Below are 25529 nucleotides of genomic sequence, written 5' to 3'. Positions count from 1 at the left end.
GGAAGGTGAGAGGAGCCGGACCGCCCGAGCGGCGGCGGGCAGCCGTGTGCGCGCCGGATCGCGGCGTACGGCGGCGGCCGGTGGCTCAGCCGGTCCGGCGGGGCCGGGTACGCGGCAGCTGCCGCGGTGGCGTCGGTGGTCCCGGGTCGAGTGTCACGTCGTAGGGCGAGACCCAGAAGAACTCGCCCTCGTCGTCGTACGCGTAGAGAAGCCCCGCACTGCCCGCCGTGAAGACCGCTTCGTCCGTCTGCCGCAACTGCCTGACCTGCACGATCGCGGTGGACCCGTCGGCCGCCGCGACCTCGGCCTGGCCGAAGTCGGAGCTGACGGAGCCGGTACGGATGGTGCAGACCCGGCCGAGGAAGTCCTGGCGGGACGGCGGAGGTTCGGCCGGGAAACGGCGACGGTAGCGGGTGACGAGCATCCGGACCACGGCCCAGGAGACCAGCAGCGCCCCGGCGAGCACGGCACAGGCGAGCGCGGCGCGCGGGGTGCCGGTGACCGAACTGCGGTGCAGCAGGACGGTGCCGGTCAGGCTGGTGAACCAGGCGACGACGATCATCACGGACACCGAGACGGCGACCGGCACACCGCCGATCCCGGCCAGGTCGGTGTCGAGGTCGGCGTCGAACGAGTGGTGGTCGGCCGCACCGGCCAGGACCAGCAGCCAGAAGCAGATGACGACGACCAGGGCCGCGCCGAAGAGGGCGGCGGGAAAGGAGAGCGCCGCGCTCAGGAACTCCTGCATCGGTCCACTCCCCCCTGCGTGTGAGCGGGGGGTGCGGCGGATGTGCTGTTCGGCGGTGACCCCGGTGCCGCGACGTCGCCGACAAGCGGCGCCGCAGCAGCCGGGTCTTCCCCCGTCCCCGTATCCCCCGTGCTCCCCCGTGTTTCCCCCGGTGGTGCTGGGCCTGATCGTGACAGCCGATGCCGCCGTTCCGCATTGCCGGAATCCGGCAATCTTTGTACGCCCTTGATGCCGGGCACCAGCACCTGCTCCGATGCGTTGAGCGAGTGTCAGTGACGCGTCAAGACTGGGGGCATGGACGTGCCGGAGCCGGAGATTCCCGACGAGTATCTGGGGGACTACACCCGCATCCTGGGGGAGGTCGCCGCGACCGGCCGCCGGCTGACCCGCGACGAGCTGGAGAGCCGCCGGGCCCTGGGGCGGGAGGCCGCCGAGGCCGGATTCCAGCTGCGCTCCCTGGTCCGTCTCCACCTGGCGGCGACCCGCACCGCCTGGCCCGGCGCCGACGCCACCGACCCGTCCACCGACTGTGTGCTGGCCGCGGTCGAGCAGTCCGTCGACGCGTTCGCCGAGGGGTTCGAGCGGGCCCAGCGGCTCACCGTACGGCGGGAGGAGGCGGCGCGCCGCGAGTTCATCGACGACCTGCTGTACGGGCGCAGCGACCTGGGCCGGCTCGCCGAGCGGGCCACCCGGTTCGGGCTCCGGCTGTCACGCGCCCATGCGGTCGCGGTGGCGGCCGGCCCCCAGGCGTATACCGAGACGGACACCGTGCCGCGGCAGGTGGAGTCGGCGCTGCTGACCCGCTTCGACGGCCGGAAAATCCTGCTGACGACGAAGGACGGGCGTCTGGTCTGTATCGCCCCGGGTTCCCAGCCGGACGTCCTGCGCTACTTCGCCAAACAGGCGCACGCGGCGACGGACGGCGGCCGGGTCGCGGTCGGCCGCCCGCACCGGGGGCCGGGCGGTGTCGTCCAGTCGTACGACGAGGCGCTCGCCGCACTCGACCTGGCGGACCGGATGAACCTGGACGATCCGGTGCTGTACGCCGCCGACCTGCTGGTCTACCCGGTGCTGACCCGGGACCGGCAGGCGATGGCCGATCTGGTGCGCAGCCAGCTGGGCCCGCTCCAGCAGGCCCGCGGCGGTGCCGAACCACTGCTGAAGACGCTCTCCGAGTACTTCGACGCGGGCTGTGTCGCCGCGGAGACGGCCCGGCGGCTGGCGCTGAGCGTGCGGGCGCTCACGTACCGGCTGGAGCGGGTCCATCAGCTGACCGGTTCGGACCCGTCGGACCCGATGCACCGGTACACGCTGCAGACGGCGGTCATCGGCGCCCGGCTGCTGGACTGGCCCGCCAAGGAGCTCTGACCGGCGGGTCCGCCCCGCTGCCGGATCCCGGTGCGCCTGCCCCGCTGCCGGCTCCCGGCAGGCCCGAACCCGGGCGCTGCTCACCGCGTGCGGCGATCCTGACCCGCGCTTAGCGTGAAGTGCGGGGGATTTCGGGGTGCGCACCGAGGGAGACCCAGGACCATGGCCCGTCACGCACGTCATGCGCGAGAGCCGTTCGAGGGGGAACGCTCCGTGGGTGGCGTGAGAGGGACCACGACCTCCTCGCCGGCTCGCTCCGCGGCCGGGCGTGAGCGTCGACCGACGCATCGGTGGTGGGTGCTCGGGGTGATCGGTCTGGCGCAGCTGATGGTGGTCCTGGACGCCACCATCGTGAACATCGCCCTGCCCTCCGCCCAGCAGGACCTCGGCTTCTCCGACGGCAACCGGCAGTGGATCGTGACGGCGTACGCCCTGGCCTTCGGCTCGCTGCTGCTGCTCGGCGGCCGGATAGCCGACCTGGTGGGCCGCAAGATCGTCTTCCTGACCGGTCTGGTCGGCTTCGCGGTGGCGTCGGCGATCGGCGGTGCCGCCCCGGGCTTCGAGGTCCTGGTCGTCGCCCGCGCTCTCCAGGGCATGTTCGCCGCGCTGCTGGCGCCGGCTGCGCTCTCTCTCCTCACCACGACGTTCAACGTCCCGAACGAGCGGGCGAAGGCCTTCGGGATCTACGGTGCGATCGCGGGCACGGGCGGCGCGGTGGGACTGCTGCTCGGCGGGGTGCTCACCGAGTACCTGAACTGGCGCTGGTGTCTGTACGTCAACCTGCTGTTCGCCCTGGTCGCCTTTGTCGGCGGCGCCCGGTTGCTGACCGCCGGCGCCCCCGCCCACCGTCCGAAGCTCGATGTCCCGGGCACGGTCCTGGTCTCGTCGGGCCTCTTCTGTATCGTGTTCGGCTTCTCGAACGCGGAGTCGCACCCGTGGAGTTCACCGCACACCTGGGGCTTTCTCGCGGCGGGCGGTGTGCTCGTGGCGGCGTTCGCCTGGTGGCTGACGCGGGCCGCGCATCCGTTGCTGCCGTTGCGGGTGGTGCTGAACCGGAACCGGGGGGCGTCGTATCTGGCGATGTTCATCGCCGGCGGCGGCATGTTCGGCGTCTTCCTGTTCCTCACCTACTACCTGCAGAGGACTCTGCTCTACTCGCCGGTCGCCACCGGTCTCGCGTTCATCCCGATGGTCGCCCTGATGATCGCGACGTCGATGACGACGACCAATGTGCTGGTGCCGCGGTTCGGCGCGAAACCGATCGTGCCGCTCGGCATGGGCATCGCCGCGGCCGCCATGGTGTGGATGACCGGCCTGGACCTGACCAGCGGCTACGTCACCCATGTGCTGCCGAACCTGCTCTGCCTCGGTCTGGGCCTCGGCATGGTCTTCGCGACCGTGATGAACCTGGCCACGTACGGGGTGGCCGTCCGTGACGCGGGTGTGGCCTCGGCAATGGTCAGCACCAGCCAGCAGGTGGGCGGTTCCATCGGTACGGCGCTGCTGAACACGCTCGCCACCGGCGCCGCCACGAGCTACCTCGTCGGACGCCCGCCGACCCCCGCCAACATCGCCCAGGCCCAGCTGCACAGCTACTCCACCGCGTACTGGTGGTCGGCGGGATACTTCGCGCTCGGGCTGCTGGTCACCGTGGTCCTGTACCGCAGGGGCGCGCCCCGCCCGCAACTGGTCGAGGACGCGGCACCGGTCCGCGCCTGACGTCCGCGCGCACCGAACCGGTCGGCGCCCTCGGCGAGCGAGGCTCCGCCCACGGTGACATCGACGCCGGGCGGTGCGGGCGGAGGTGGGCGGCCGGGGACCCGCTCGGGGGAGTCGCGAGTCCCCGGCCGGGCCGGGAGCGGTCCGATGGTCAGTCGGACCGCGGTGTGTTCCCGGCGGTACGGGGGGCTGTCGGGCCGGCCCGGAGAGGGTGCCCGACGAAGGTGTCTAGAGGTCGAACTCGTGGGGCGGAAGGTCGAGTGCGAAGCACGCCTCCCGCACGACGGCCTGCTCCGACTTGTCGAAGTCGCCGTCGGCGCCGCCGATGACGATGCCGATCTGGATGACGGCGCGCGCCTCGGCCGGCTTCTTCTTCGCCTTGCCGATCTCCTGGAGCACGCTGACCTTGCCGAAGGCGAAGTCGGCGGTGAGCTTGTTGACGTACTCGTTGAAGCGTCGCTGCAGGTCGTCCGCCGGGAAGTTCTGCAGCACCTCGTTGGAGGCGATCAGCGAGGCGACGCGCTGGCGCTCGGACGGGTCGATGGAACCGTCGGCGGCGGCGACCAGGGCGCACATGGCCATGCTCGCGTCCCGGAACGCACCGCTCTTCAGGTCGTTCTTCTTCGCCTCGAGCTGCGACTGCATCGTCGTCGCGGATTCCTTGATCCGATCCCACAGTGCCATGACGTCTCCATACGTTGCGTTGCGTTGCCGGAACGAGATCCAACTCTACAGACGTGTAGAAGTTAGCAGGATGATCGCCCGCTGTGTCCGGGAACCGGCCTTCAGTACGATGCTGCGACGCCGTGGACGACGCGGTATCGCACGAAGGGCAGTCACCACGATGGACACGGCCGGGGCCAGCCACCACCCGCACAACGAACTGCCTCACGACAACGTGCCCCCGGCGGGCTCCGCCTCCGACGCCCGGCGCCCCCGCAAGCGCGGCCAGGGCGAGCTGGAGGCCCAGGTCCTCGCCGTTCTGCGCTCGGCGAACGGCCCCGCGACGGCGGGCTGGGTACAGGAACACCTCGACGGCGATCTCGCGTACACCACCGTCATCACGATCCTGTCCCGTCTGTACGAGAAGAAGTGCGTGACCCGCTCCCGCCAGGGGCGCTCCTACGTCTGGACGTCCGCCTCCGACGAGGCCGGTCTTGCCGCGCTGCGGATGCGCCGGGTCCTGGACGGCGAACGGGACCGCGAAGCCGTACTCGCCAGGTTCGTCTCGGCGTTGTCCCCGGGCGACGAGGAACGCCTGCGCGCGCTGCTGGCACAGACGACGGAGAAGGACGAGGACTGACCGATGGGCGTCTTCGTCTACCTGCCCCTCGTGCTGCCGCTGACCGCGCTGCCGATCGCGCGCCTGGCCGAACAGCATCTGCACCCACGCAGCGCCACCCGCCTGCTGGCGGCCGTCGGTACGACGCTCGCCCTGTGCAGCACGGTTTCCCTGGCGCTGCTGATGGTGGTGGGCACGGCCCAACTCCCCGGCAACCCGCTGCCGGACGGCTGGTCGGACCCCGAGGTGCGCGCGGCGGTGCCGTACGAGGAGAAGGCGGGCATCGTCGCGATCGGGGTGCTGGCGGCGGTGGTCGTGGCATGCGGGTCGGCGGTCCACCACCACGTACGCCAACGCATCCGCGCCGCACGGGCCCTGCGGTCCCTCCCGGAGCAGCCGTCCGGGGTCGCCGTCCTGCCGGACCCGGAGCCGTACGCGTACGCACTCCCCGGCGCCCCCGGCCGGGTGGTCGTGTCGACGGCGATGATGGAGTGCCTGACCGCCCGCGAACGCCGGGCGCTCGTCGCCCACGAGCGGGCCCACCTGACCGCCCGCCACCACCGCTACCTCCTCGCCACCCAGCTCGCCGCCCGGGCCAACCCGTTCCTGCTGCCGCTGCGTACGGCGGTGGCATACAGCACGGAACGATGGGCGGACGAGGCGGCGGCGCAGGCGACCGGCGACCGGCGGGCAGTGGCGGGCGCGGTCGGCAAGGCGGCGCTCTTCGCGCACCGGTCACCGGACGCCCTGCCCGCGCTCGCGGCGGTCGGCCCGATCCCGCGCCGGGTCGCCGCACTCCTGGACCCCGTCCCGCCGACCCGGCTCTGGCCGCCGTCGTCCGCCCATGTCGCCTTCGCGGGACTGGTGGCCACCGCCGGAACCACGATGTCGGCGCTGTCGTCGCTGAACGCGACGGTGACACTGGTACGGATCCTGCACGCGGCGACCCCGCTCTGACGACGGCTCAGTCGACGGCCGAGGCGCGCTCCACGACCGGAAGCTCCTCGTGAGTGACAGGCACGCCGCCCCCGGAAACACCGCCCCCACGGTCCCGCCGCTTCCGGATCCGGGCCACGACGGGCTGGGTCCAGCGGGCGGTGAGCGGACCGACGATCACCAGGATCAGGACGTACGCGGTGGCGATGGGCCCGATCCGGGGCTCGGTCGCCACGGCCAGACCGGCGATCACGATGGAGAACTCACCGCGCGCCACAAGCGTGCCACCGGCCCGCCACCGCCCGGGCGACCCGATCCCGGCACGCCGGGCCGCGTACCACCCGGTTCCGATCTTGGTGAAGACGGTGACGACGGCCAGCAGCAGGGCCGGCAGCAGCACGGGCGGAATCTGGGCCGGATCGGTGGAGAGCCCGAAGAACACGAAGAAGACGGCGGCGAACAGATCACGCAGCGGCGTCAGCAGCTTGCGGGCGCCCTCCGCCACCTCCCCCGAGAGCGCGATCCCGACGAGAAACGCCCCGACCGCCGCGGAGACCTGCAACTGCTGGGCGACCCCGGCCACCAGGACGGTCAGCCCGAGGACGACGAGGAGCAGCATCTCCGGATTGTCGGATGACACGGCCCGGCTGATGAGCCGGCCGTGCCGCAGCGCCAGATACAGCACGAACCCGACGGTGCCGAGCGCGACCAGCAGGGCGATGCTGCCGCCGGCCAGGCCGACGCCGGCGAGCATCGCGGTGAGCAGCGGCAGATAGACGGCCATCGACAGGTCCTCGATGACGAGGACCCCGAGAATGACGGGCGTCTCCCGGTTACCCAGCCGCCCCAGATCGGTGAGCACCTTCGCGATGACGCCGGACGAGGAGATCCAGGTGACCCCGGCCAGCGCGACGGCCCCGACGGGCCCCCACCCGAGAAGCAGTGCGGCCACCGCCCCGGGCGTCGCATTGAGTATGAAGTCGACGGCCCCGGACGGATACTGCGTCTTCAGGCTGGTCACCAGCTCGGACGCGCTGTACTCCAGCCCCAGCAGGAGCAGCAGCAGAATGACGCCGATCTCGGCGCCGACGGCGGTGAACTCCTCGCTGGCCCCGAGGGGCAGCAGCCCCCCGTCCCCGAACGCCAGGCCGGCCAGCAGATAGAGCGGAATCGGCGAGAGCCCTATCCGCCCGGCGAACCGCCCGATGATCCCGAGCCCCAGAATGACGGAGCCGAGCTCCACCAGCAGTGCGGTCGTGTCGTGCACGGTCAGCCCTCCGCAATGATCTCGGAGAGCGCGTCGACGCCCTCACGCGTACCGACGACGACAAGCGTGTCCCCGATGGCCAGCCGGAAGTCCGGCCCCGGCGACGGGTGCGCACTGTGCGTCCGCAGGACGGCCACGATCGATGCTCCGGTCCGCGTCCGCGCCCGGGTGTCCCCGAGCAGCCGCCCCCCGTACGGGGAGCGCGACCCGAGCGGTATGTGCTCGGTGACGAGATCGATGCCGTCGGTCCGTACGGCATCGATGGGCGCGGCGTCGATGAGATGCGCGAGTGCGGTGGCCTCCTGCGGAGTCAGCGGCACGGAGAGCCGGCACGAATCGGGGTCGTCGTGCTCGTAGAAGCCGATGAACCGCCGCCCGTCGTGGTGGACGACGACCGAAATGTGCTGTCCCGACTCGGTGGTGTAGTCGTACTGCACACCGACTCCGGGCAGCGTGGTCCGGTGGGTTCCCATGGCTTCCTCCCGAGGTGTACGACGGCACGGCGACGCACTTGGCGATCTCTTTAACGTCTCATTACCTTAACCGGAGACTTCCGCCGCTTGCGGGGCACGTGTCGCGGACCGCCTGCCGTGCCCTCCCGCGCCGCACCGATCGGCACGGCGCGGGAGGCTGCCGGGGCCAGGACGCAGCCGTGCCCGGCGGCCTGTTGCTCACCGCCGGGCACGTGGGGTGGGGAACGCCGTCAGCCGGGTCCCGGTCCTGCCGTCGGCCGGCTGCTCGGGAGTGGGCTAAGCGGTGCCGCCCGTCGGGCCCTTGATGCCGGCGATGTGCTCGGCGAGCGTGTCCAGGGACTGGAAGGTGGCCCCGAGGACCGCGACATGCTTCCACCGGAGCACTCCGTCCGGCCCGATCAGGAACACGGCTCGGCGCACCCCGATCCCGGGCGCCGTGATCCCGTAAGCCCGGGCGATCTCCCGCCCGGCGTCCGCGAGCAGCGGCATCCGCAGACCGTATGTGCGGGCGAACGACTCATGGCTGTCCACACCCTGTGGACTGATTCCCCAGACCTCCGCGTCGAGACCGGTGAAGGTCTCCATGCCGGAGGAGTACGAGCAGAGCTGCTTGGTGCAGACGGTCGTGTTGTCGCCGGGGTAGAAGGCGAGCACGACGGTACGGCCGCGGGCGTCCGAGAGTGTGTAGTCGCTGCGTTCGAACGTGTCTCCGGCGAGCGCTCCGCCCGGCAGTGTGAAGTCCTGGACGGGCTGGCCGACTTGTGGTGACGATCCCATGGCGGGTCCCCTTGTGTGCGACGGGTGTACGGCATACGGCGATGTCTCGGTACAGCATGCTCGGTACGGTGGTGGCTTCCGCGACCAGGAGGTACGCATGGCGGATCGGCGACCACCGTCGGCGGCGGTGCTCCTCCTGCACGGCGGGCGCGAGACGGGGCTGGGGCCGCCCCCGCCCGGGCCGTTGAACCTTCCGTCGCTGCGCATGCGGCCGTTCGCGCGGGGCGTGGTCCGTGTGACCCGGGACGAACCGGTGGACGTGGCGGTACGGGAGGTCCGGTACGGACACCGCGGGTGGAACGGGTCCCGGGAGGATGCCCTGCACGATGCGGTACGGGCGCTGGACGGCGTGCGGCGTGAGTTCGGCGAGGTGCCGGTCGTGCTCGTCGGGCACTCGATGGGCGCCCGGGCCGCCCTGCGCGCGGCCGGGCATCCCCTGGTACGAGGAGTGGTGGGCCTTGCGCCGTGGTGTCCGCCCGGTGATCCGGTCACCCAACTCGCGGACCGGGACGTTGTTCTGCTGCACAGCAGCCGTGACCGTGTGACGAGCCCTCAGGCCTCCCAGTCCCTCGCCACCCGTGCCCGCCGGGCCGGTGCCCGCTCCTGTCTGGTGACGATCCGCGCCAGCGACCATGCGATGCTCCGCCGGGCCCGGGCGTGGCACACGATGACGACCGGCCTGGTGAGGGGCTTGCTGGGACTGTCCGCGCTCCCGGCGGCGGTCGACGCCGCCCTCCGGCTGCCGCTGGACGCACCGGCGTCGGACGGCACGCTGGACTACGACCGGCTGCGCGCCGGGGGCGACGCCGCGGCCGTGCGCCGCCCGTGACGTACCGCGCGGCAGATGTGCGTGCCGGACCCTGCGAGCCCAGCGTGATCCAAACGAGAGGCCCCGGGCGTGGCGACGACATCGCGGTGCCGGCTTCACGGTCCCGGCTCCCGGCCCCGGAGCAGGACACTTTCCGGCGGTGTTGTCAGTGGTCGCTGCGAGGATCGGTGTCATGGAGTCCTCGGAGCCACTGCTTCTCGCCGACATCGAAGCCGCCGTCCGTGCCAGTTGGGGCGCCGACACGGCCACACCCGGCCACCGGCCGCACTGGACGGCCGACAACCCGGCCCGCGACCAGTGCGGGGTCACCGCCATGGTGCTCAACGACCTGCTGGGCGGCGAGCTGATCCGCGGCGAGGTCCGGGTCGACGGCGAACGCACCGACTTCCACTGGTGGAACCGGCTGGGCATGGGTGTGGAGATCGACCTCACACGGGAGCAGTTCGGGCCGGAGGAGATCGTCTCGGGCGGCACGGTGATACCCCGGCCGGCGGAGATCGTACGGCTGCGCGAGGAGTACGAACTGCTCCGCGACCGGGTGCTGGAGAAGCTCCGGCGTTAGCGGGCCCCGCGGTCAGCCGAGCTCCAGGCTGGTGATGCCGAACAGCCCGGTGTGATCGACGTCCGGCATCGGGCCCGTGTACATGCGGGCCGTCTCGAACGACGGAGCGAGGCCCAGCTGTTCGGCGAGCACGACCGCCGCCGGGTTGATGTCGGGTACGTCGACGGCGATCTCGGTGTCCGGTGCGGTGGCCGACAGTGCGCTCATCAGGACGGCGGCGACTTCGGGCGACGAAGCGTGGAGGGGGCCGATGCGTGACGCCGTACGGCAGGGGCGCATCACGGCGAATCCCCGCAACTCCCCGTCGTCACCGACGGCGGCGAGGGCGGTGCGTCCGGGGGCGGCGATCCACGGGGCGAGAAAGCTGTCGCGCTCGGCGGGGAAGAAGCGGCGGTCGTAGACGGCCAGCCGGTCGAAGGGGAGCGAGCGGGCGTCGACGAGCGTGAGCCCGGGCGGTACGGCGATGTCCGCGGCCGGCCGGCCGGCCCACCGCATGTTCGTCCAGGCAGAACGAAACCCGGACTTCCGGTAGTTGGCCTGCTGGTCGACGACGCCGTCGAGCCCGACGTTGCGCCCGGCGAGCCGGTCCATTCCGGCGCGCCAGACCTGGATGCCGTAACCCTGGCCGCGAAGTTCCGGGCGGGTGAGATAGAAGCCCAGGAACCCGAAGCCGGAGCCGTACCGGACGACGGAGACGGAGGACACGGGCGCACCGTCGAGCCGGCCGATGAGGAAGCCGCGCGGGTCGGTGGCGAAGAAGGCGTGGCTGTCGGTCCGGCCCGGGTTCCAGCCCTCGGCGTGGGCCCACTCGCCCAGCATCTCGATGTCGTCGGCGCTTGCTGTGGTGATCTCGAATGTCGGCACGGGGCACCTGTACCCGGGACGTGATCGCTTCAAGGGCGGCTGTTCGGCCATTCGCCACTGCGTTACCACCCCGTCCAGAGCAGGTGGTTGACCAGCAGGGCGACGACGGCCTGTGCGGTCAGCCAGCCGCGGCGGGTGTCCGGGGGAAGCAGCGCGGCGGCGGGCAGGAGCCAGAGGACGAACGGTTGCCAGATGCGTTCCGTCTCCGCCTTGCTCATCCCGGACAGATCCGCGACGAGGAGAGCGAGGAGCGCGGCCAGGGTGAGCAGGATCAGCCGTTGCCGGGCGGAGGCGGTGCCGGTGCGCAGGGCGCGTACGGACCCCGGAGCGCCGGCCGCGGCCCGGCGGAGGCCGGCGACCGTCGCGAGACCGGCGGAGACCGTGGTGGCCGCGAGGTTCGCCCAGACCCAGTAGGAGTACGGACGGATCCCGCCCGCCCCCTGGTGGTACCGCTCGACCAGCAGCCGGTACCCCTCCCACCAGTTGAAGCCCGCCAGGGTGAACGCGACGGGGACCACGAGCGCCCCGAGAAGGAAGAGGGGCACGGGGCGGGCCGTGCGGGTCAGGAGGAGGACGGTGAGGAGCAGGAGCGCGATGAGCGTCAGACCGTACGAGAGGTAGCAGGTCAGGCCGTAGAGCAGCCCGGAACCGAGGGCGGCGGCCGCGGCGGCCGGGCGGGGGCTGTGGGGCCGTCGCGTCGCGGCCAGGGCGAGGAGCGCGACCGACCATGCGGCGACCGCGGCGAAGTAGCCGTCCGCCGAGGCCCCCGTCCAGACCGCCATCGGCGCGAGGACGAGGAACGGCGCGGCGCCCCGCGCCAGGCGTTCGTCGGCCAGGGCGCGCACCGCGATCAGCGCGGCGACCACCGCCGAGCCGCCGAGCACGATGCACCAGACACCGGCCCATCCGCCGCCACCCAGTCCGATCCGGTCCAGCAGGACGAAGGTGAGTGTGGCGCCCGGCGGATGACCGGCGACATGCGCGGGCCAGTTGTCCGGACGGCCGATCAGGATGTGGCCGGTGAAGCTGTGCAGGGCCGCCCCGATGTCGCCGAACCGGCCGATGACCTGGAGATATTCGTGCTTGGTGGTGAGCCGGTCGGCGATGCCCCGGCCCCAGCCGTCGATCATCGCCAGCGAGAGGATCCAGACCAGGGAGGCGCCCCACGCGGTGGCGAGCAGGCCCCGCCAGGGCAGCCGGCCGGCGAGGCCCGGCCCGTACGCGACGACGGCCGCGGCGACGACGACGGCGGCCGGGGTGCCGGGGCCGGTGTGCGGATACCAGGAGGCCAGCAGGGGCGGCCAGTGGGCGAACAGGGTTCCGTGGGCGTCCTGGATCGCGCGCCCGATCAGGACGGCCGCGGTGACGAGCAGGACACCCGCGGCGGCGGCGATCAGATCGCCGCGGCGGCCGGTGGTGCGCTGCTGCGGGGGGTGGTGGCCGGTGGTGCGTTCCTCGGTCTTCACGCAGGCACGCTATGCAGGGCGGGGCGGCTGCGGGCGGTGCCACCGGGCCACGTCACCGAACTGTCAGATCCGGCCCGGAGATCTTGGCCCGGTTGGCCGTCGCGGGGAGTGACGTCAGCGTTTCGTCAGGAGTCGTGCGGACCCGGGCCCGGCAGCCCGGGCATAGCTTCGGGGCATGGGCGACACACGTCACGGCAGAGCATCCCGCTTCCCGTTCCCGTCGTTCCCGGACCGGTCCCGGGTCCGGGAACGGCTGCCTTCCGCGCCCGGGTTCTGGCGCAGCCCGGTGCGCGGTGTCCGGTTTACGGCGGTGCTCGGTCTCGTCCTCCTCGTCGGGCTGACGCTGGTGTTCGTGACGGGTCTGCTGTCGTACGCCGCGTACAACCCGGATCTTGCCGCGGTCAACGACAAGACGCCGGGCAAGGGGCTGCTGGGGTTCTACCTCTTCGCCTGGCCGACCGGGCCGCACTGGCTGTACCGGCTGGACCAGGGAGTGCATGTCACGGGCGGCATCGTGCTCGTACCGGTGCTGCTGGCGAAGCTGTGGTCGGTGATCCCGAAACTCTTCGCGCTGCCACCGGCCCGGTCGGTGGGGCACGCGCTGGAACGGGTCTCGTTGCTGCTGCTCGTCGGCGGGGCGCTGTTCGAGTTCGTCACGGGGCTGCTCAACATCCAGGTGGAGTACGTGTTTCCGGGATCGTTCTATCCGTTGCACTTCTACGGCGCGTGGGTGTTCTTCGCCGGGTTCGTCGCCCATGTCGGGCTGAAGCTCCCACGGGCCGTACGGGTGCTGCGCAGCGGGGAACTGCACGGTGAGATGGACGAGTTGGCAGCCCCTGCCCCCGACGCGCCCACCATCTCCCGGCGCGATGCGTTCGCCATGGTGGGCGCCGGATCGCTGCTTCTGCTGGTCACCTCGGTGGGCCGGAGTTTCGACGCGCTGCGGAGCACCGCTCTCCTCACCCCGCGCGGGGTCGCCGACCCCGGATCGGGACCCAACGGGTTCCAGATCAACAAGACGGCCGCGTCCGTCCGGGTCACCCCGGCCGACACGGGGGAACGGTGGCGGCTGACCGTCCAAGGCCCTGCCGGGGAGCTCACGTTCACCCGGGAGCAGCTGCTGGCCATGGACCAGTGCAGCGCGGCGCTGCCGATCGCGTGCGTGGAGGGCTGGTCGACCTCGGACCAGTGGTGGCGCGGGGTGCGGCTGCGGGACCTGGCGGCGCTCGCGGGGTATCCGGACCGGCCGCCGGGGGTGCTGGTCGAGTCGGTGCAGCGCAGCGGACCGTTCCGCAAGGCGGCACTGCGGGACAACCAGGTGCGTGACCCGAGCTCGCTGCTGGCGCTGGAGGTCAACGGCGAGACGCTGTCGCCGGATCACGGGTTCCCGGCACGGATCATCGTGCCGGCGGCGCCCGGTGTGCTGAACACCAAATGGGTGACCCGGCTGACGTTCGGAGAGCTGTGATGAGACGGAGCGGCGAGCGGGCGAAGCGGACGAGGCCGACCGGGCCGGCGGCGGTCCTCAGGCGTTGGTACGGGGAAGGGCCGCTGCACCTCGTCCTGCTGGCCGCCACGTTCGCGCTCGCGGGCTATGCGGGGGTGCGGCTGCTGGAGGGGGACACGTTCGCCGTGGCGGTGTGGTTCGTCGGGGCGGCGCTGCTGCACGATCTGGTGCTGCTGCCGGTGTACGCGACGGCGGACCGGGCCGTACGCATGGCGCTCGGGCCGCGCACCGGCCTGGTCAACTTCGTCCGCGTACCGGCCTTCCTGTCCGGGCTGCTCCTGCTGATGTGGTTCCCGCTGATCACCCGGCAGGCGAAGCACTACGAGCCGGCGAGCGGGCTGTCCCCCGATGTCTTCCTCGGGAATTGGCTGCTGATTACGGCTGCGCTGTTCGCGGTGTCGGCGCTCTGGCTCACGGTCGGGACCCTCCGGTCGCGGCGCAGGGCGACGAAGGGGCGGCCGTCCGCCACCCACTGATCGACCGGGTGCCAGCCGTTCGGCTGCGCGTACCGGAGCAGGGCAGGGGTGCCGATCCGGGCCCACGGGAAGTGCCCGTCCCCGGTATCGGTACGGTCCGGCCCGCCGGCCTCGTCCGGTGCGCGGCGGCCGTCGTACAACCGGACCTGGACCCGCTCGTCGATGTCCGGCGACACGGTCTCCGCGATGAGCAGACCGCCGGGGGCGAGCAGCTCCGCGGTGCGGAGCAGGAGGCCGTGCGGGTCGCCGCCGATGCCGATGTTGCCGTCGATGAGCAGGACGGTGCCCCAGCGGCCCTCGCCGGGCAGCGGGTCGAAGACGGAACGGCGCAGCGCCGATCCGCCGATCCGCAGCGTGTGGTCGACGGCCGTCTCGCTGACGTCGATGCCGAGCGCACGGTGGCCGCGGGCGGCCAGTTCCGCGACGAGGCGGCCGGGCCCGCAGCCGATGTCGAGGACCGGCCCTTCGCAGCGGCGCAGCGCGGACAGGTCGGCGGGGTCGGCGCCCCCGCACCAGCGCTCGACGTCCAGGGGCAGCAGCCATCCGTCCGTGCGGCGGAGGAAGAGCGGACCGTGGCCGTTGCGCAGCGCGTCGGTGTACGGGTCGGTGCTCCACGGGACCATGTCCGGATGCGCGGTGCCGGGGTGGTCGGTGTCCGGGTGCCGGGTGTCCGGGGGCACGGGAGCCAGCACCGAGCGGTTCGGCACCGTCCCGCTCATCGGGTCGCCGCCCCGGTCAGCCGGGCGAGGGTCGCGGCGAACTGCCCGTGCGGTGCGGCGGCTGCGACATGCGCGGCGTCCGCTGCCGTGTCCACGTCCCGCAGCGGCGGCAGATCGCGCACGGTCAGCCCCGCGTCGACGAGCCGGCGCCGCTGGACGGCGCCGGTCTCCGGGGCGGACATCGGCACGCCGCGCACCAGGTCCGGGTCGGGTGCGGCCAGGCCCAGCGCCCAGAAGCCACCGTCGTCGGCGGGCCCGAACCAGGCGTCGCACTCGTCCCACGCGTCCGGGGAGAGCGCGGGCGTCAGATCGGCGGCGGTGATCTGAGGGGTGTCCATGCCGATGAGGAGCGCCGGTCCGGCACAGCCGTCGAACGCCGCCGCGAGCCGCTCGTCGAGGCGGCCGGTGGACTGTGCGACGACTTCGATGCCGGGCGGCAGCCACGGACCGGGCCGTCCGTCGAGCACGAGGACGCGCCGCCGGGCCGGCAGGGAGAGCGCCGTGCGCAGCGTGTCTCTGAGCGCGGCCTCGGCGAGCTGCGCGGCTTCGGCGGGGGTGAAGGGCGGGGTCAGCCGCGTCTTGACGAGGCCGGGCAGCGGTTCCTTGGCGATCACGAGGAGGGTGGTGGGGCCGGTCGCGACGCCGCGGCGGGCGCGCGCCACGCTCATCGGGACGCCCCCGGGCGTACCGCCCGCACCGAGGTCCGTTCCGGCGGCTCGCGCAGGACGGCGCGCATGTCGCGTACCGCCTGCCAGGTTCCCCGCCAGGTGCCGGTCACCTTGGATCTGCCGGTGCGCGGGAGATAGGGGACATCCGTCTCCGTGACCCGCAGCCCGGCGTCCGACGCGCGCACCACCATCTGCAGCGGGTAGCCGCTGCGCCGGTCGGTGAGGTCCAGTGCCAGCAGGTCCGCCCGGCGCCCGGCCCGCATCGGACCGAGGTCGTGCAGGCGCAGGCCCGTCCGGCGGCGCAGCATGCGGGCGAGCGCCAGGTTCCCGGCGCGGGCGTGCAGGGGCCAGGCGCCGCGGCCCTCGGGGCGTCGGCGGCCCAGCAGCAGATCCGTTTCCCCGTCGGCGATCCGGCGTACGAAGCCGGGCAGCAGCCCCGGGTCGAGGGAACCGTCGCAGTCGCAGAAGCAGACGAACTCCGCCCCGGCGGCGAGCAGACCGGCATGGCACGCGGCGCCGAAGCCGCGCCGCGGCTCGTGCACGACGGTCGCGCCGAGGGAGCGGGCGAGGTCCGCCGACCCGTCGGTGGAGCCGTTGTCGACGACGACGGCGCGCCAGCCGTACGGGATGCCGGCCAGCACCCGGGGCAGCGCCGCGACCTCGTTCAGACAGGGCAGCACCACATCGGCGCGCGGGGACTGAGTGCGGAAGGAGTCGGTCACCTCGCTCACCCTACGGAGCGGAAACCGGCATTTCGGGCTTCATGTTCTTACGAAAGCCGGACGTCGGCCCTTCGGCGGACCGCCGACCGGCTCTCCCGGCAACCGGGATGCCAGAGTGGCTGTATGGAGAACATCCCGGACGCCCCGGGTGCCGGCACCGCCCCGGGCGTTCCGCGCGGCCATGTCCTCGTCGTGGACGACGATCCGACGGTCGCCGAGGTGGTCGTCGGCTATCTGGACCGGGCGGGCTACGACGTCCGGCGGGCCGGCGACGGTCCCGCGGCGCTGGAGTGCTTCACGGCGCGCCGGCCGGACCTGGTCGTCCTCGACCTGATGCTGCCCGGCATGGACGGCTTCGAGGTCTGCCGCCGGATGCGGGCGCACGGCCGTGTGCCGGTCATCATGCTGACGGCGCGCGGGGACGAGGACGACCGCATCCTGGGCCTGGAGACGGGCGCGGACGACTACGTCACCAAGCCGTTCAGCCCGCGCGAGCTCGTGCTGCGCGTCGACGCGGTGCTGCGCCGGGGCCGGGCAGCGGGGCCCGGCGCGTACGCCGTCCGGGCCCCGCTGGAGTGCGCCGGACTCCGTCTCGATCCCGCGGCCCGCCGCGCGGTGCGGGACGGCCGCGAGCTCACCCTCACCCTCCGGGAGTTCGACCTCCTGGCCTTCTTCCTGCGCCACCCCGGCCGGGTGTTCACCCGGGAGGAACTGATGCGGGAGGTCTGGGGGTGGGACTTCGGGGACCTGTCGACGGTGACGGTCCATGTGCGGCGGCTGCGCGGCAAGGTCGAGACGGATCCGGCGCGTCCGCAGCTGATCCAGACGGTGTGGGGGCTGGGCTACCGCCTGGACCCGGCCCCCGTCCCGGCCCGCCCGGACGGCACGGAAGCCGCCCCGCCGGGCGCCCCGACCACCGATGCGGACCCCTCATGACCGACCTCCTCCTCATCGCGCTCTTCGCGTTCCTGGGCGCCGCGGCGGCCGGGCTTCTCGGCGCACTGGTCCTGCGCGTCTTCCGGCACCGTTCGCTCGTCGTGTCGCTGGCCGTCGTCGCCGCCGTCGCCGTGACCGCGATGCTCGCCGGGACCCTCGCGGTCGCCTGGGCGATGTTCCTGTCGGCGCACGATCTGACCGTCGTCACGACCGTCGTCGCCATGGCCGCCGTGGTGTCCCTCGCCACCGCGATGCTGCTGGGCCGCTGGGTCGCGGCCAGGAGCCGGGACCTGGCGCTCGCGGCCCGTTCGTTCGGCGACGGCGGCACGTTCGCCGCCCCCGAGGAGCAGGCGACCGCCGAACTCTCCCACCTGGCAGAGGAACTGGCGGCCACCAGCGCCAAGCTGGACAGCTCCCGGGAGCGCGAACGCGCACTGGAGACGTCGCGCCGTGAGCTCGTCGCATGGATCTCGCACGATCTGCGGACCCCGCTCGCCGGGCTGCGGGCCATGTCGGAGGCGCTGGAGGACGGCATGGCCGCCGACTCCGGCCGCTACCTGCGGCAGATACGGACCGAGGTGGAACGCATGAACGACATGGTCGGCGACCTCTTCGAACTCTCCCGGATCCACGCCGGATCGCTCACCCTGACCCCCACCCGCATCTCCGTGTACGACCTGGTCGGTGACGCCCTTGCGGGCGCGGACCCGCTGGCGCGCGAGCACGGGGTGCGGCTGGTCGGCGACCGTATCGACGCCGTGCCGGTGGAGGTCGACAGCAAGGAGATGAGCCGGGTCCTGGGCAACCTCCTCATCAACGCGATCCGCCGTACCCCGGCAGACGGCACGGTCGCGGTGGCCGCTCGCCGCGCCGACGGCGGGGTGGTGCTCTCGGTGACGGACGGCTGCGGTGGCATCCCCGAGGAGGACCTGCCGAGGGTCTTCGACACGGGCTGGCGCGGCAGCCACGCCCGTACGCCACCCGCCGGTGCGGGACTCGGGCTGGCGATCGTCCGCGGCATCGTGGAGGCGCACGAGGGCCGGGCGCAGGTCCGCAACGTCACGGGCGGCTGCTGCTTCGAGGTCACCCTGCCGGCGGCCGCTCAGGCATGAGCGGGCCGCCCTCGACCGCCCGCCGGGCCCGACCTCAGCTCCGCCCCCGCGAACTCCTTCATCCCCTCCGCGAACCCCACCTCCGGCCGCCAGCCCAGCTCGTCGCGCAGCCGGCGCGAGTCCGCCGTCACATGGCGTACGTCCCCCAGCCGGTACCCACCGGTGATCTCCGGTGCCGGGCCGCCGTGCGCGCAGGCCAGTGCCGTGGCCATCTCGCCGATGGTGTGCGGTTCGCCGCTGCCCGTGTTGTACGCGGTGAAGCTGCCGGCTGCCCGTTCCCGCACGGCCTCCAGCGCCATTGCGTTGGCGGCCGCCACGTCGCGTACGTGGACGAAGTCCCGCCGCTGGCAGCCGTCCTCGAAGACCTGCGGTGCCTCGCCCCTGGCCAGCGACGAGCGGAAGAAGGACGCGACACCCGCGTACGGGGTGTCGCGCGGCATCCCCGGCCCGTACACGTTGTGGTACCGCAGGGCCGTCGCCCGGCCGCCCGTCGCACGCGCCCACGCGGCGGCGAGATGTTCCTGGGCGAGCTTCGTCGCCGCGTACACATTGCGCGGGTCGGCCGGGGCGTCCTCGGCGACCAGGCCCGGGGTCAACTCGGCCCCGCAACGCGGGCAGCGCGGTTCGAACCGGCCCGCGGCCAGATCGTCCACGGCTCGCGGCCCGGGCCGGACCTGCCCGTGCCGGGGACAGTCGTACCGCCCCTCGCCGTACACGACCATCGACCCGGCGAGCACCAGACCGCCCACCCCGGCGCGGGCCGTCTCCGCCAGCAGGACCGCCGTCCCCAGGTCGTTGCAGCCGACGTACTCAGGGGCGTCCGCGAAGTCCTTGCCCAGGCCGACCATCGCGGCCTGGTGGCACACCGCGTCGACGCCCCGCAGCGCATCGGCCACGGCGTCCCGGTCCCGTACATCGGCGACGATCATTCCTTCCCGGCCGCTGCGGGCACCCCCACCGTGCGCCGACTCCAGCAGCGCGTCGAACACGACCACTTCATGGCCGCGCGCGACCAGCGCCTCGGCGATGTGTCCCCCGATGAACCCGGCTCCGCCGGTGAGCAGTACGCGCATGACGCCACGTTAGGTCCCCGGGCGCGCTCCGCTGCGGCGCCGTACGGGCACGTCACCGGAGCGTAAGGACCAGGATCGCCGGGTCGCGCGCGGTCAGGGCGTGACGACGGGGAAGTCCGGGTCGGTGGTGTCCAGGACCGAGACCAGGGTCCGGAGCGCGCCGATGTCCCCGGTGTGCTCGATGGTGTCGAGCCCCTTCCCGGCCAGCAGGTCCAGCAGTTGCGGCCGGGTCAGGGTGAACGTCACGTCGGCGGGGGTGTCTTCGAAGCCGGGGGCGCCTTCGAAGCCGACGGCGGCGTCCGCCGGATCCATCCTCGTCGGCACGAGGACGCCGTTGCGCAGGCTGGTGCGGAACTGCTCGTCCAGATCGGTGAAGTGCCAGTCCAGAGTGGCCCGGTGGTCCCATGCCTCGGGGCCGTTGATGCGGATGGCGAGCGCATCGAAGATCTGCTCGACGCTCAGTGTGTCGGGCATGCCTCCGGTGGAGGGGGCGGCCCCGGTGACGCCCTGGCGCAGTTCGAGGGCGCCCATGAGGTAGCAGTTGCGCCAGATCGCGTTCTCGGCCCCGTGGGCGAGCAGCTCGAAGGTCCGGGCGAGCAGTTCCTTGGCCCCGGTGTGGTCGGGCTGCGCGAAGACCGCGTGCTTGAGCAGTTGGGCGGCGAACCGCAGATCGCCGTCGGAGACGTACTCCCCGGCGCGGGCGACCACCGCGTCGACGCCACCCATGCAGTCGACGTACCGGCGGGCGGACTCGGTCGGCGGGTGCTCCCACAGCGAGGAGGGGTGGCCGTCGTACCAGCCCAGGTAGCGCTGGTAGATCGCCTTCACGTTGTGGCTGACGGAACCGTAGTAGCCGCGGGCGTGCCAGGAGCGGGCGAGGCCGGGCGGCAGTTCGATCACCTCGGCGATCTCGGCGGCGGTGCGGCCCTGGTTGGCCAGGCGCAGGGTCTGGTCGTGCAGATAGGCGTACAGGTCGCACTGCGCGGACAGGAATGCGGTGAGCCGCTCCGTGCCCCAGGTGGGCCAGTGGTGGGAGGCGAAGAGGACGTCGCTCTCGGAGCCGAAGAGCTGGACGGCCTCGTCGAGGCAGCGGGACCAGGTCCGGGCGTCGCGGACCACGGCGCCGCGCAGCGACAGGATGTTGTGCAGGGTGTGGGTGGCGTTCTCGGCCATGCACAGGGCGCGGTGTTCGGGGAGATGGAAGTTCATCTCCGAGGGTGCCTCGGTGCCGGGCGTCAGCTGGAAGTGGAACACCACGCCGTCGACCGTCTCGACCTGCCCGGTGCGGGTGATCTCGATGGTGGCCGGGAGGAGGCCGGGGGTTCCGGTGGAGGTGGTGAAGCCGAGGCCCGTCCCGACCAGACCGGTGGGGCCGCGGTCGAGGTTCTTGCCCGAGCAGTAGGCGCCGCGCCGCAGCACGGCCGTACCGGCGTACAGGTTCTCCGTGCCCGAGTGCTCCATGAAGCCCTGCGGGGCGAGGATCGGTACGCCGTCGACCCGCTCGCCTCCGCCGATGACGCCGTGGATGCCGCCGAAGTGGTCGAGGTGCGAATGGGTGAAGAGCACGCCGGTGACCGGACGGTCGCCACGCTGCTCGCGGTAGAGCGCGAGGCCGGCCGCGGCGGTCTCGGCGGAGGCGAGCGGGTCGACGACGATCACACCGATGTCGCCCTCGACGAGGGTCATGTTCGACATGTCGAAGCCGCGGACCTGGTAGATGCCGTCGGTCACCCGGTACAGGCCGGCGCGGGCGCACAGCTGGGACTGCCGCCACAGGCTCGGGTTGACGGTGTCCGGGCAGTCCCCCTCCAGGAAAGCGGTGCCGGCGAAGTCCCACACCATGCGTCCGTCGTCGGTGGTGATGGTCGTGGACGAGGGGCCGGCCACGAAGCCCCGGTCGGCGTTCTCGAAATCGGTGCGGTCCGCGAAGTCCGGCGTTACCGGAGCGGCAGGTGTGCCCGATGCGGCGGCTGTGGTCATGCTGATCTCCTGGGGCCGATGGCGATACCAGCCGCCGAGCTGGGCATCTGACCGATGGCGTCGCCCACGAATCCCTCCCGGGGCACGTGAAGCGCCGTCCCGGCCCCGTACCGCAGGACGCTTCAGTCCGTAAAAGTCCGTCGGTACACGACTATTTGGGCATGCCTGACGTTACGCAACCGGGGATGCGCCGGGAGAAGCACCGGTGGCCGGACGGCCGTCAGACGAGCAGGAACGCACCCGCCGTCGCCGCGCCCAGCGACGCTCCCGCCACCACCTGTGCGGCGGTGTGGTAGCCGAGCGCCACCCGTGACCAGCACACGGCGGCCGTCATCGCGTACGCCAGGAGCCACCACGGGGAGTGGACGGCGGCGAGCAGCGCGACGACCGCCGAGGCAACCGACGCGTCCACCGAGATCTTCCACACGGTGTTGACGGCCAGCAGGACGACCGTCATCGCCCAGAGCGCCAGCATCGCCACCAGGATCCCGGTCGGCGCGTGCCCGAGGACCATGACGACCGAGCCGGCACCGATCGAGCCCAGGATGACGAAGAAGATCGGCGCACGCTTCGTACGGTCGACGACATGCCGGTCGCCCCAGGTGCCGCGCCCCCGCTCCCACTCGATGTAGCCGGCCGGGACGAGCCCCGCGCACAGGGCCCCGAGCAGGCCCCACAGCAGACCGGTCCAGTGGCCCGCGGCGGCCGACCCGATGGCGAGCATGCCGACCAGCAGGACGTTGCGGGGCTGGAGCACGTCCGTGACCCTGCGGGCGGCCGACGCCTCGGTGCCGACGGTGGAGTCGAGGGTCGGGTCGACGGTGGACGTCACGCTGTCTTCTCCCGGTCGGTGAGGGACGCCAGGACGCGCCGGGCCCGGTCGTCGGTGATCGTTCGGTACGCGGCCGCCACCTGCACCAGCCACGCCACTTCGCCGTCCTGGTCGGTGGCGTGCTGCGTGCCGACCGCCCCGGCCGGCCCCGCGGGGGCGCCGGCGTTCCTGGCCGTCAGGGCGGCCTTGATCCAGTAGGCGTCGGCGAGCGGTCCGGACTTCGCGGGGTCCGGCGTGTCGGCGGCGGCCGCGGCCTCGGCGGCCGGCAGCAGGCCGTCCGGTACGTAGTGGCGCAGTTTCTCGACCGCGTCCGCGATGTCGGCGGTCCACCGGTCGATCCGCAGATCGGCGGGGGTGTCGAACCGGGTCAGTTCACGGCGCAGCGACCGCGGCGGCTCGAACGGCTGGTCGGGAAACGCGGTCATCAGCTCGTACCACAGGGCGTGCAGCCGGCTCTGGGCCCGCCACAGCTTCACCCGGCGACCGCCCTTGCTGAAGGCGGGGACGGACGCGCCCACCGCGAAGAACGCGAACAGCACGAGCTGCGCGGCCTCGGTGACCTCGTCGAACTCCAGGGCGAGGGCCGGGCTCGGCCGGTCGATGACACTGACCCACAGGAACAGCGTGCGGCTGACGGTGTAGCCGACCCCGATGAACATCGCGAACGTCATCATTCCGAGCCCCACCCGCAGATGGCGCAGCCGGGCGCCGGCGGTGGCCAGCGCCCACTGGTACGCGCAGACCGCGGACGCGGCACCCAGGTAGAGGTAGAACACGCTCATGTACAGCGTGGCGCCCCACTGGCCTGCGTGGTCGGAGACGAAACGGTCCGACGGCACGGAACGGTCGACGACGGTGAAGAAGAGCACCGTCAGCAGGACCAGCGTGGCGACGGACGCCTTCGCCGCCACCTGCTGGATCGTCCGGGCGAACCGTACGTGCCGCGGGATGTCACCGGCGTCGGGGTACTGGCCGTAGATGGCGACGATGTAGCTGAGGATCGCCAGGATCGCGACGGTCGCGGTGTAGTGCTTGATCAGGACCGAAAGGTCGGTGACCGGGCTGTCGTTGAGGCCGATCCGGACGACCCGGGTCTTGGTCCACAGGGCGGCGGCGAATCCGGCGTAGCAGCCCCACAGGGCCCGGCGACGCTTGTCCTCCTCGTCGCCCCACAGGGCGGCCGGCATGCGCCACACGGCGACGGCCGTCATCAGGGCGGCTATGAGATAGCCGGCGAGGTCGAGCGGGGTCACGGCGAAATTCCTCTGGGTGGGGGACAGCTGGAGGGTGGGGCGGGGAGAGCCGGAGGGTCAGGTCCGGCGGAACAGGCCGCTGCGACGGCGGTGCGCGACGGGGCGGGAGAGCGAGTTGGCGAGGCGGCCCATCATGTCGTCGCTCGTCACGTCCCTGGCCATACGGGGGATGAGCGAGGCACCGAACTCGGCGACCCGCTCGTCATGGGTGTCGTACTGGGCGCGCGCCTGCACCGTGCCGTCGCCCGCCCGCAGCGCGTCCGCGACACCGGAGTCGAGGACTCGGGAGATCAGGGACGTGTCGAAGACGGGCAGCAGTCGCTGGAGCTGCTCCGCGTCGAGCGAGGTGCCGTGGTCGAACCACTCGTGGCACAGCTCGTGCAGGATGACGTGCTGTGTCTGGTACGCGGTCGGGCGCCGCCGGTAGAGGACGAAGCTGGTCCGGCCGGAGGCCAGGCGCAGCCCGCAGGCGGCGTTGACCCGCGCCAGCCGGTCGGGCATTTCATGCAGCACGATGGTGCGCCCGCGGGCCGCCTCCATGTTCGTCACCAGGCCGGCGACGGAGAACGGGGCGGGGATGGGAAGGTCGGCCAGCCCGGCCTCGCACTCTTTCCGCAGCGCACGCAGGGACATGAGATCTACTGCTCCGACCGGCCGTCGGCTGCGTCGCCCCGGCGGTCCTTCGCGTCCTCCAGGAGCGAGAGCGCGAACTGCAGGAGCTCCGGCGGAAGACCGTCGTCGTCGAGGCCACGGCCGGCCAGCCCGCTGATCTCCCCGGTACGCCGCTTCGCGAGGAACCGCAGCCCCGCGACGACATCGTCGACGACCTCGGACTCCTCCTTGAAGAAGCGCCAGTCGACGCCGAAGCCCAGCCCGAGGGCCTTGAGGATCTCCTCGGACGGCTGGGTGACCTTCCCGGCGAGGATGTTCGAGAAGTAGCTGTGCGACAGTGAGCCGCCGCGCTCCTTGACCAGGTCCGCGAAGACCCGCCCGGAGATCTTCTGGCCGGGGAAGGTCTCCTCCACCATGTACTCGACCTTCTGCTGCAGCGTCCGCAGCTCCGGCGCGTGTTCTTCGCCGTTGTCCATCGGGGCCCCCACGTCCACGTCCGCCGTACGCGCGTCCGTCCGAGCGGAACATCCTGCTCCGGTGCCAGGAGCGGGCTTGCGCAAACACTCTACGTCACTGTTAACTCGAAAAAACATGGGCAAGGGACCACGAGGGGAGTCCCTTGCCCATGAAGTCGTCGTGCGTCCGCGCGGGCCCGCAACGAGTCGTAGCCCTTCACGACGGGGGATGCGTGAAGGGCTACCCGTTCATTATGGCCGTCGGCCGGGCCGTCATCAACTGACCGGCCGGTCAGTGTGTCCCGACCGGGTGTGCGGACAGGCGTACGGAGATGTGTGCGGCGAGGCGCACGGCGGTCCTCGCGCCCCGGGGTGTCGCCCTCTCCGGCAGGCAGATAATTTCACCTGGCAGGCCCGGGAAATCTGTCGCGGCTATGCTAGAGATGATGGCTCGCACCCTGAGAGTTTCTTTTTCGGTCAACGAAATCAGAGACGCTTCCGATGTCTCTCGCCGCGGGCCCGGAAGAGGTGCAAATGCCCGCAGAGACCCCTCCGCATGCCGCCGGTCGACTCGATGACGACGACTACCCCGCCTACACCATGGGGCGCGCCGCGGAGATGATCGGCGCCACGCCGGGCTTCCTCCGGGCGATCGGTGACGCCCGCCTGATCACGCCCCTGCGGTCCGAGGGCGGCCACCGTCGCTACTCCCGCTATCAGTTGCGGATCGCGGCCCGTGCCCGTGAGCTCGTCGACGGCGGTACGCCGATCGAGGCGGCCTGTCGCATCGTCATCCTGGAGGACCAGCTGGAGGAGGCGCTGCGCCTCAACGCGGAGCTGCGCCGGCCCACGGCGGGTTCGGCCGGTGGGGCGGGTGCGGGGTCCTGAGACCT

Annotated in this window: 26 protein-coding genes; 10 read left to right on the top strand and 16 right to left on the bottom strand. The window is 72.2% G+C overall.

What is annotated here, in order from left to right:
- Positions 1–85: 85 nt before the first annotated feature.
- Positions 86–748: a hypothetical protein gene (locus OHA88_RS23625; protein ID WP_328626975.1), complete on the bottom strand. Its 663-nt coding sequence runs from the start codon at positions 746–748 to the stop codon at positions 86–88.
- A gap of 300 nt (positions 749–1048) precedes the next feature.
- On the opposite strand from OHA88_RS23625, the gene OHA88_RS23620 reads away from it, so the two are divergent.
- Both OHA88_RS23620 and OHA88_RS23615 read left to right on the top strand, forming a co-directional pair.
- Positions 1049–2116, top strand: coding sequence for a PucR family transcriptional regulator (locus OHA88_RS23620; protein WP_328629775.1), 1068 nt, complete (start codon positions 1049–1051; stop codon positions 2114–2116).
- A gap of 162 nt (positions 2117–2278) precedes the next feature.
- The gene (locus OHA88_RS23615; RefSeq protein ID WP_443044288.1) at positions 2279–3835 is read left to right on the top strand and encodes an MFS transporter; all 1557 of its coding nucleotides are present in this window, start codon (positions 2279–2281) and stop codon (positions 3833–3835) included.
- A gap of 228 nt (positions 3836–4063) precedes the next feature.
- Here the strand turns inward: OHA88_RS23615 and OHA88_RS23610 are convergent, their stop codons facing one another.
- Complete coding sequence (locus tag OHA88_RS23610; RefSeq protein WP_030931413.1) at positions 4064–4519, bottom strand: tellurite resistance TerB family protein; 456 nt, start codon at positions 4517–4519, stop codon at positions 4064–4066.
- Positions 4520–4679: 160 nt separating this feature from the next.
- On the opposite strand from OHA88_RS23610, the gene OHA88_RS23605 reads away from it, so the two are divergent.
- Positions 4680–5138, top strand: a complete 459-nt coding sequence (locus OHA88_RS23605; RefSeq protein WP_328626974.1) for a BlaI/MecI/CopY family transcriptional regulator — start codon at positions 4680–4682, stop codon at positions 5136–5138.
- A 3-nt stretch (positions 5139–5141) separates the two neighbouring features.
- Positions 5142–6074 carry a M56 family metallopeptidase gene (locus OHA88_RS23600; protein ID WP_328626973.1) on the top strand — a complete coding sequence of 311 codons (933 nt, stop codon included), beginning with the start codon at positions 5142–5144 and terminating at the stop codon, positions 6072–6074.
- Between the two features lie 7 nt (positions 6075–6081).
- Here the strand turns inward: OHA88_RS23600 and OHA88_RS23595 are convergent, their stop codons facing one another.
- From OHA88_RS23595 to OHA88_RS23585, 3 genes are all read right to left on the bottom strand, one after another.
- Complete coding sequence (locus OHA88_RS23595) at positions 6082–7320, bottom strand: cation:proton antiporter (protein WP_328626972.1); 1239 nt, start codon at positions 7318–7320, stop codon at positions 6082–6084.
- Between the two features lie 2 nt (positions 7321–7322).
- Positions 7323–7793, bottom strand: coding sequence for a cation:proton antiporter regulatory subunit (locus OHA88_RS23590; protein WP_328626971.1), 471 nt, complete (start codon positions 7791–7793; stop codon positions 7323–7325).
- 276 nt (positions 7794–8069) lie between these two features.
- Positions 8070–8570: a peroxiredoxin gene (locus OHA88_RS23585; RefSeq protein ID WP_328626970.1), complete on the bottom strand. Its 501-nt coding sequence runs from the start codon at positions 8568–8570 to the stop codon at positions 8070–8072.
- A 97-nt stretch (positions 8571–8667) separates the two neighbouring features.
- Between OHA88_RS23585 and OHA88_RS23580 the strand changes: the two genes are divergently transcribed.
- On the top strand, positions 8668–9399 hold the full coding sequence (locus OHA88_RS23580; RefSeq protein ID WP_328626969.1) for a serine aminopeptidase domain-containing protein: 732 nt from the start codon (positions 8668–8670) through the stop codon (positions 9397–9399).
- A 172-nt stretch (positions 9400–9571) separates the two neighbouring features.
- Entirely contained in the window at positions 9572–9961 is a 390-nt protein-coding gene (locus OHA88_RS23575) for a YunG family protein (protein WP_328626968.1), read from the top strand.
- A gap of 12 nt (positions 9962–9973) precedes the next feature.
- On the opposite strand, the gene OHA88_RS23570 is transcribed toward OHA88_RS23575, so the two are convergent.
- Both OHA88_RS23570 and OHA88_RS23565 read right to left on the bottom strand, forming a co-directional pair.
- Positions 9974–10825, bottom strand: coding sequence for a GNAT family N-acetyltransferase (locus OHA88_RS23570; RefSeq protein ID WP_328626967.1), 852 nt, complete (start codon positions 10823–10825; stop codon positions 9974–9976).
- A gap of 62 nt (positions 10826–10887) precedes the next feature.
- On the bottom strand, positions 10888–12291 hold the full coding sequence (locus tag OHA88_RS23565) for a hypothetical protein (protein WP_328626966.1): 1404 nt from the start codon (positions 12289–12291) through the stop codon (positions 10888–10890).
- A 175-nt stretch (positions 12292–12466) separates the two neighbouring features.
- Between OHA88_RS23565 and OHA88_RS23560 the strand changes: the two genes are divergently transcribed.
- Complete coding sequence (locus tag OHA88_RS23560) at positions 12467–13759, top strand: molybdopterin-dependent oxidoreductase (protein WP_328626965.1); 1293 nt, start codon at positions 12467–12469, stop codon at positions 13757–13759.
- Between the two features lie 358 nt (positions 13760–14117).
- On the opposite strand, the gene OHA88_RS23555 is transcribed toward OHA88_RS23560, so the two are convergent.
- From OHA88_RS23555 to OHA88_RS23545, 3 genes are all read right to left on the bottom strand, one after another.
- Positions 14118–14897: a class I SAM-dependent methyltransferase gene (locus OHA88_RS23555; RefSeq protein ID WP_328629773.1), complete on the bottom strand. Its 780-nt coding sequence runs from the start codon at positions 14895–14897 to the stop codon at positions 14118–14120.
- A 92-nt stretch (positions 14898–14989) separates the two neighbouring features.
- Positions 14990–15661, bottom strand: a complete 672-nt coding sequence (locus tag OHA88_RS23550) for a TIGR04282 family arsenosugar biosynthesis glycosyltransferase (RefSeq protein WP_328626964.1) — start codon at positions 15659–15661, stop codon at positions 14990–14992.
- Positions 15658–16392 (bottom strand): glycosyltransferase family 2 protein, encoded by a 735-nt coding sequence (locus OHA88_RS23545; RefSeq protein ID WP_328626963.1) that lies wholly within the window; start codon positions 16390–16392, stop codon positions 15658–15660. The genes OHA88_RS23550 and OHA88_RS23545 overlap by 4 nt, the downstream gene beginning before the upstream one ends.
- A gap of 114 nt (positions 16393–16506) precedes the next feature.
- On the opposite strand from OHA88_RS23545, the gene OHA88_RS23540 reads away from it, so the two are divergent.
- Both OHA88_RS23540 and OHA88_RS23535 read left to right on the top strand, forming a co-directional pair.
- Positions 16507–17319: a response regulator transcription factor gene (locus OHA88_RS23540; RefSeq protein WP_328626962.1), complete on the top strand. Its 813-nt coding sequence runs from the start codon at positions 16507–16509 to the stop codon at positions 17317–17319.
- Positions 17316–18431, top strand: coding sequence for a sensor histidine kinase (locus tag OHA88_RS23535; RefSeq protein WP_328626961.1), 1116 nt, complete (start codon positions 17316–17318; stop codon positions 18429–18431). The genes OHA88_RS23540 and OHA88_RS23535 overlap by 4 nt, the downstream gene beginning before the upstream one ends.
- Here OHA88_RS23535 and OHA88_RS23530 read toward each other — a convergent pair.
- The 6 genes from OHA88_RS23530 to OHA88_RS23505 form a co-directional block, all read right to left on the bottom strand.
- Positions 18422–19504 (bottom strand): NAD-dependent epimerase/dehydratase family protein, encoded by a 1083-nt coding sequence (locus OHA88_RS23530; protein ID WP_328626960.1) that lies wholly within the window; start codon positions 19502–19504, stop codon positions 18422–18424. The two genes, OHA88_RS23535 and OHA88_RS23530, sit on opposite strands and share 10 nt — an antisense overlap.
- A 93-nt stretch (positions 19505–19597) precedes the next feature.
- Positions 19598–21484, bottom strand: coding sequence for an alkyl/aryl-sulfatase (locus tag OHA88_RS23525; RefSeq protein WP_328626959.1), 1887 nt, complete (start codon positions 21482–21484; stop codon positions 19598–19600).
- A 220-nt stretch (positions 21485–21704) separates the two neighbouring features.
- Positions 21705–22316, bottom strand: a complete 612-nt coding sequence (locus tag OHA88_RS23520) for a hypothetical protein (RefSeq protein WP_328626958.1) — start codon at positions 22314–22316, stop codon at positions 21705–21707.
- Complete coding sequence (locus tag OHA88_RS23515) at positions 22313–23569, bottom strand: MAB_1171c family putative transporter (RefSeq protein ID WP_328626957.1); 1257 nt, start codon at positions 23567–23569, stop codon at positions 22313–22315. The genes OHA88_RS23520 and OHA88_RS23515 overlap by 4 nt, the downstream gene beginning before the upstream one ends.
- Positions 23570–23626: 57 nt before the next feature.
- Positions 23627–24202, bottom strand: a complete 576-nt coding sequence (locus tag OHA88_RS23510) for a toxin (RefSeq protein ID WP_328626956.1) — start codon at positions 24200–24202, stop codon at positions 23627–23629.
- Between the two features lie 5 nt (positions 24203–24207).
- Positions 24208–24657: a hypothetical protein gene (locus OHA88_RS23505; protein WP_267003845.1), complete on the bottom strand. Its 450-nt coding sequence runs from the start codon at positions 24655–24657 to the stop codon at positions 24208–24210.
- A gap of 513 nt (positions 24658–25170) precedes the next feature.
- Between OHA88_RS23505 and OHA88_RS23500 the strand changes: the two genes are divergently transcribed.
- Positions 25171–25524 (top strand): MerR family transcriptional regulator, encoded by a 354-nt coding sequence (locus tag OHA88_RS23500; protein ID WP_267003843.1) that lies wholly within the window; start codon positions 25171–25173, stop codon positions 25522–25524.
- Positions 25525–25529 lie beyond the last annotated feature (5 nt).

It is taken from the genome of Streptomyces sp. NBC_00353 (assembly GCF_036108815.1).
Classification (GTDB): domain Bacteria; phylum Actinomycetota; class Actinomycetes; order Streptomycetales; family Streptomycetaceae; genus Streptomyces.
This window is presented reverse-complemented; position numbering and strand designations above follow the sequence as displayed.

Bases quoted from the DNA above. Each gene is read 5' to 3' on its own strand.
- OHA88_RS23625 (WP_328626975.1), bottom strand. From the start codon at position 748: ATGCAGGAGTTCCTGAGCGCGGCGCTCTCCTTTCCCGCCGCCCTCTTC.
- OHA88_RS23615 (WP_443044288.1), top strand. From the start codon at position 2,279: ATGGCCCGTCACGCACGTCATGCGCGAGAGCCGTTCGAGGGGGAACGC.
- OHA88_RS23610 (WP_030931413.1), bottom strand. From the start codon at position 4,519: ATGGCACTGTGGGATCGGATCAAGGAATCCGCGACGACGATGCAGTCG.
- OHA88_RS23605 (WP_328626974.1), top strand. From the start codon at position 4,680: ATGGACACGGCCGGGGCCAGCCACCACCCGCACAACGAACTGCCTCAC.
- OHA88_RS23600 (WP_328626973.1), top strand. From the start codon at position 5,142: ATGGGCGTCTTCGTCTACCTGCCCCTCGTGCTGCCGCTGACCGCGCTG.
- OHA88_RS23590 (WP_328626971.1), bottom strand. From the start codon at position 7,793: ATGGGAACCCACCGGACCACGCTGCCCGGAGTCGGTGTGCAGTACGAC.
- OHA88_RS23585 (WP_328626970.1), bottom strand. From the start codon at position 8,570: ATGGGATCGTCACCACAAGTCGGCCAGCCCGTCCAGGACTTCACACTG.
- OHA88_RS23580 (WP_328626969.1), top strand. From the start codon at position 8,668: ATGGCGGATCGGCGACCACCGTCGGCGGCGGTGCTCCTCCTGCACGGC.
- OHA88_RS23575 (WP_328626968.1), top strand. From the start codon at position 9,572: ATGGAGTCCTCGGAGCCACTGCTTCTCGCCGACATCGAAGCCGCCGTC.
- OHA88_RS23560 (WP_328626965.1), top strand. From the start codon at position 12,467: ATGGGCGACACACGTCACGGCAGAGCATCCCGCTTCCCGTTCCCGTCG.
- OHA88_RS23555 (WP_328629773.1), bottom strand. From the start codon at position 14,897: ATGGTCCCGTGGAGCACCGACCCGTACACCGACGCGCTGCGCAACGGC.
- OHA88_RS23550 (WP_328626964.1), bottom strand. From the start codon at position 15,661: ATGAGCGTGGCGCGCGCCCGCCGCGGCGTCGCGACCGGCCCCACCACC.
- OHA88_RS23540 (WP_328626962.1), top strand. From the start codon at position 16,507: ATGGAGAACATCCCGGACGCCCCGGGTGCCGGCACCGCCCCGGGCGTT.
- OHA88_RS23535 (WP_328626961.1), top strand. From the start codon at position 17,316: ATGACCGACCTCCTCCTCATCGCGCTCTTCGCGTTCCTGGGCGCCGCG.
- OHA88_RS23530 (WP_328626960.1), bottom strand. From the start codon at position 19,504: ATGCGCGTACTGCTCACCGGCGGAGCCGGGTTCATCGGGGGACACATC.
- OHA88_RS23525 (WP_328626959.1), bottom strand. From the start codon at position 21,484: ATGACCACAGCCGCCGCATCGGGCACACCTGCCGCTCCGGTAACGCCG.
- OHA88_RS23510 (WP_328626956.1), bottom strand. From the start codon at position 24,202: ATGTCCCTGCGTGCGCTGCGGAAAGAGTGCGAGGCCGGGCTGGCCGAC.
- OHA88_RS23505 (WP_267003845.1), bottom strand. From the start codon at position 24,657: ATGGACAACGGCGAAGAACACGCGCCGGAGCTGCGGACGCTGCAGCAG.
- OHA88_RS23500 (WP_267003843.1), top strand. From the start codon at position 25,171: ATGCCCGCAGAGACCCCTCCGCATGCCGCCGGTCGACTCGATGACGAC.